Source organism: Rhodothermales bacterium, from assembly GCA_013002345.1.
Lineage (GTDB): Bacteria > Bacteroidota > Rhodothermia > Rhodothermales > JABDKH01 > JABDKH01.
In genome coordinates this window covers 1-4,429 of sequence record JABDKH010000354.1, presented here as the reverse complement: position 1 = coordinate 4,429, position 4,429 = coordinate 1, and the positions used below count along the sequence as shown (strand labels likewise).

Sequence of the window (4,429 nt, the reverse complement as noted above, 5' to 3'; positions counted from 1 at the left end):
TTCTCGGCGCTGTATGGCATCGTGCCGTTTTCGATGCAGATCGACCAGTCGATCATTGCTGCCTTCCTGACGATTGTAGGATACTCCCTGAACGACACCGTTGTGATTTTCGATCGGATCAGGGAGTACTCGAACATCTACAAGACCGAGCCCTACGGAGACATGGTCAACCGCTCGATAAACAACACCCTGAGCCGCACATTCGTGACATCCGGCACGACCTTGCTCGTGGTAGGCACGCTCTTTATATTCGGTGGAGAGGTACTCCGGGGGTTTGCATTTGCGCTTATCATCGGTATCCTGATCGGAACTTACTCGTCAATATTTGTTGCCTCGCCCGTTGTTGTTGAATTGCGTGCGCGGGCAAAGGCCACCGGCCGACGCAAATAAAGGCGTATCACGAACGAGTCTTCATAGCGATGAACTACAACGTCGACGAGCGCTATAACGCGGTTGTCATTACGCTCAAGGGCAACGTCATGGGCGGTCCCGATGGCGCGGACCTCCATAACACACTCCACGAGCTGCGAGAGAAAGGACAGAACAACGTGGTCATTGATCTCTCGAAAACGAAGTTCATGAACTCGAGCGGCCTGGGCATGTTGATCAGCGGCATGACCACGATGCGCAACGCCGGAGGCGACCTGCGCCTCGCGAATGTTGCCGACCGAATCCAGTCGCTCCTGATTGTGACTAAACTCATCACGGTGTTCAAACACTATCCGTCTGTCAAAGACGCCGTGGCTAGCTATGAGGAGGAGACCCCGGCGAAATAGTACGGCAGGACTCATCTTCACTTCTGGTATTCGTGGCGGGTACGACCGCCAGCTAAAACTCGAAACCCAAGGTGGCGGGCGTGCCCGTCGCCTTTTGTTTTGTTTGCACGGTTCTAATCAGCTGTACGTGAGCACATGCCAATTACGGTTGTCATAGGAAGTCAGTGGGGCGACGAAGGCAAAGGAAAAATCGTCGACCTGCTGAGTCACGAGATCGACATTGTCGCCAGGTATCAGGGGGGCGCTAACGCCGGCCATACCATCATGTGGGGCGACAAGACATTCGTTCTCCACCTCGTTCCAAGCGGGATCTTTCATGAAGGCGTGAGCTGCGTCGTCGGTAACGGGGTGGTGATTGACCCGGGCGCCCTCATTGACGAAATCAGAATGATTCGCGAGCTGGGCTACGAAGTCGACGGGCGGCTCTTCATCTCGCATAATGCCCACCTCATTATGCCGTATCACAAGAAGGTAGAGGAGGCCAGTGAACGTGCACGAGATGCCGGCGCAATCGGCACCACGGGCCGGGGAATAGGGCCTGCCTACATGGACAAGTTCGCCCGCACCGGTATACGCGTGGTCGACTTGCTGGACCGCGACGTGCTCAGGAAGAAACTGACGATCGCCATTGAAGAGAAGAACGCAATTCTGAAGGGAATCTACGGGGCCGCCGAGCTGGACGTTGATGCCATCATCGAAGAGTGCGTAGAGTTTGACCAGCTGATCGACCCCTACGTCACCGATACAAGTCACTACCTCGGTCAGGCGCTGAAAGACGGCAAGCGCATTCTGGCCGAAGGGGCGCAGGGCTCCCTGCTGGATGTCGATTTCGGGACCTATCCCTTCGTGACGTCAAGCCATCCGACTGTTGGAGGATGTTGCACAGGACTTGGTGTCCCACCCACTGAGATCGAACGTGTGATCGGCATCGTGAAGGCGTACTCGACGCGAGTGGGGAATGGCCCGTTCCCAACAGAACTTGAAGATGCTTCGGGAGATGTGCTGCGCAAGGTGGGAAGAGAGTTCGGCGCCACGACCGGCCGACCGAGGCGGTGTGGTTGGCTCGACCTTGTTGCGCTTCGCTACACGAGCATGATCAACGGATTCACGGACCTGGCGATCACGAAGCTGGACGTGCTGACAGGTATGTCCGAGATCATGGTCTGTACGGCCTATGAGATCGAGGGCAAAGAGACCCAGCGCTTTCCCAGCGAGGTGCAGACGCTCGAGAAAGTTCGTCCGATCTACAAGTCGTTTCCAGGCTGGGATGAAGATATCACCGCTGCGCGGAGTTACGAAGATCTACCGGCACAGGCGCAGACCTACCTGGAATTCATATCCAGCTTCCTGGATGTACCGATTCGCACGATCTCCACCGGCCCGAAGCGAGCGCAAACCATTGTGCGAGATCTCGCTGAGATCGTGTCGCCGGTCTGACGAACTCCCCGGCGCGAAGCGCATTTGATTCGGGCGGGGTGCTACCGACTGACGCTCCCCGCGTTGGCGTTACCGAGAACCACTCTGACCGGTGCACAATCCGGCCCCGACCGCATGAAGGCATACCGTGTTTCCGCCAAGCTGAAGATTGGCCTCATTCTATTCGCGATCGTCATCGCCGTCGTTTCGCTCGCGTACACCCATCAACTGGTCAACCGACTGAAGGACCGCGAACAGTCGGTCGTTCGCCTCTGGGCCAACGCCCTGGTTCAACTGCCCAAGGCCCAGCTCCAATCAGTCAATCCCTATCAGGCTGAACTGTCTGAGATTCAGAGTCGGCTCCGGGCGATGCCGCCGGCCGGTGAGAACACGTCCGCAGATCGGCTGCCGGCCCTGCTGGAAGCGATCTCCTGGGCCCAGAGCATGCCGCCGGCCAGTGAGCTCAGTTTCATCATGGACGACATCCTCGTCCCCAATGCCTTCGACATTCCGGCGATCGTGACCGACGGGCGGACGGGTGAAATCCTGAGTTGGCGCAACTTGCACGGACTCGATTCCGCCGGCAATAGTCTGTCATCCAGGGATTCCGTACGCATACGGTCGCGAATCGCCGACATGGACTCTACGTACGCACCCATTCTGATCGAAATCACGTTTCCGGGGATGCCGGAAATCGGGCTGACGCAACAGGTTCACTACGGTGAATCACAGATGGTCCGTGAGCTGCGGTGGTATCCGTACATCCAGTTTCTGTTCGTCGGACTGTTCATTCTCGTTGGCTATCTCGGGTTCTCCTACGTGCGGCGAAGTGAGCAGAGCAGCCTGTGGGTTGGGATGGCCAAGGAGGCGGCACATCAGCTGGGGACTCCGATTTCGAGCCTGATGGGCTGGACCGAGATCTTGCGATCCGATGATGTCGGGAAAGACCAGCGAAAGGATGCTGTCGACGAAATAGACAAGGATGTCGAACGATTGAAGCGCGTCGCAAGCAGATTCTCGGACATCGGTTCTATGCCGAGACTGTCGGTGGAGAGCCTGGAATCAGTGGTCGGTAGCACCGTCGACTACATGCAGCGCAGGTTGCCGCGGAAAGGGAAAGACGTTCAGCTTGTTGTCGATCTGGAACCGGGTTTAACAGTCCCGCTGAACCCGGAGTTATTTGAGTGGGTCGTGGAGAATTTGCTCAAGAACGCCCTGGATGCTCTGGAAGGAGGAGAGGGCAGGATCGAGGTTCGCGCGCGACGAGAGGGCGAACAAGTGCATGTGGATGTCGAGGACACTGGCAAGGGCATTGACCGGCGCGAATGGAAGTTCATCTTCCGTCCTGGATTCTCGACCAAGACGAGAGGTTGGGGCCTCGGACTGAGCCTCGCCAAGCGCATCGTGGAGGACTATCACGGTGGCGAGCTGATACTGCTTCAATCGAGGCCGGGACATGGATCGACATTCCGTATATCGATCCCCTCAAGTTAGCCCTGGTCAGTCGGAGGGAGCCGGGATTCGGCTCTGTAGCTCGCGCCCGTCAATTTTCGTAACGGCCAGGTAGATACTGGACCTTTTGCGCCACACAAGTACCTGCGCTGATCGCAGGCTGTGGAGGTCAAAATTCGATTCACTCTGGATCTGGGATCGCACGTCCGACGACAGCAGTATGGAGGGATTGGCATCCAGGAATCGATACGAGAGAGCATAGAGCGTGATACTCGCGCCGGTGGAGTCGTCGACGTATCGAACCGCAGGAGCGTGTACGCCCGGCGCAATCTCTTCTATCCCCACGCCACCGAGCGTCGCCCCGTCAATCTCGGGAATGCGGGATTGAACGCCGGTATGCGTCTGCAGAAACCGTTCACCTCGATCGCGCGATGAGGTGCGAAGGTCAAATCGAAAGGAGTCAGCCTTGCGTGCGGCAAGGACGATCAAGTCTTGCTCGGGCTCCTCACTGAGCGTCGAATGAAGATAATCCGCTCCAAATCCGACGGCGAGCACGAGGGCGATGCCGACGAGGATCGACATGGGTCGCACTGGACTGCGGCGTTTCCGTGGCGCGCTGGCACCGTCGCGAGCCGGTGCATCAACGGAAATTGTCGATTGCGCAGTGCGTACCTGTGGTCCGGCCGATGCCGCGATTCGCGACCGAAGCCCGTCGGAGGCGCGAGGCAGCTGCCGGGATATGGCCGACAGCGAGTCCTTTAGCCAGTCATCCGGCAGTCCGTCAA

The 4,429-nt window shown here is 57.8% G+C and carries 5 protein-coding genes; 4 read left to right on the top strand and 1 reads right to left on the bottom strand.

The window, feature by feature from the left end; genetic code table 11:
• From HKN37_16685 to HKN37_16670, 4 genes are all read left to right on the top strand, one after another.
• The coding region (locus tag HKN37_16685; protein NNE48290.1) for a protein translocase subunit SecF at positions 1-390 on the top strand (390 nt) is incomplete at its 5' end.
• 29 nt (positions 391-419) lie between these two features.
• Positions 420-776, top strand: coding sequence for an STAS domain-containing protein (locus HKN37_16680; GenBank protein ID NNE48289.1), 357 nt, complete (start codon positions 420-422; stop codon positions 774-776).
• 135 nt (positions 777-911) lie between these two features.
• The gene (locus HKN37_16675; GenBank protein ID NNE48288.1) at positions 912-2,213 is read left to right on the top strand and encodes an adenylosuccinate synthase; all 1,302 of its coding nucleotides are present in this window, start codon (positions 912-914) and stop codon (positions 2,211-2,213) included.
• 114 nt (positions 2,214-2,327) lie between these two features.
• Positions 2,328-3,686 carry a HAMP domain-containing histidine kinase gene (locus HKN37_16670; protein ID NNE48287.1) on the top strand — a complete coding sequence of 453 codons (1,359 nt, stop codon included), beginning with the start codon at positions 2,328-2,330 and terminating at the stop codon, positions 3,684-3,686.
• 6 nt (positions 3,687-3,692) lie between these two features.
• Here the strand turns inward: HKN37_16670 and HKN37_16665 are convergent, their stop codons facing one another.
• A complete protein-coding gene (locus HKN37_16665) occupies positions 3,693-4,226 on the bottom strand; it encodes a hypothetical protein (protein NNE48286.1) in 534 nt (177 codons plus the stop codon).
• Between the last annotated feature and the right edge of the window lie 203 nt (positions 4,227-4,429).

Excerpts from the sequence above, each read along its gene's own strand:
- HKN37_16670 (NNE48287.1), top strand. The coding sequence starts at position 2,328 with ATGAAGGCATACCGTGTTTCCGCCAAGCTGAAGATTGGCCTCATTCTA.
- HKN37_16675 (NNE48288.1), top strand. The coding sequence starts at position 912 with ATGCCAATTACGGTTGTCATAGGAAGTCAGTGGGGCGACGAAGGCAAA.
- HKN37_16665 (NNE48286.1), bottom strand. The coding sequence starts at position 4,226 with ATGTCGATCCTCGTCGGCATCGCCCTCGTGCTCGCCGTCGGATTTGGA.
- HKN37_16680 (NNE48289.1), top strand. The coding sequence starts at position 420 with ATGAACTACAACGTCGACGAGCGCTATAACGCGGTTGTCATTACGCTC.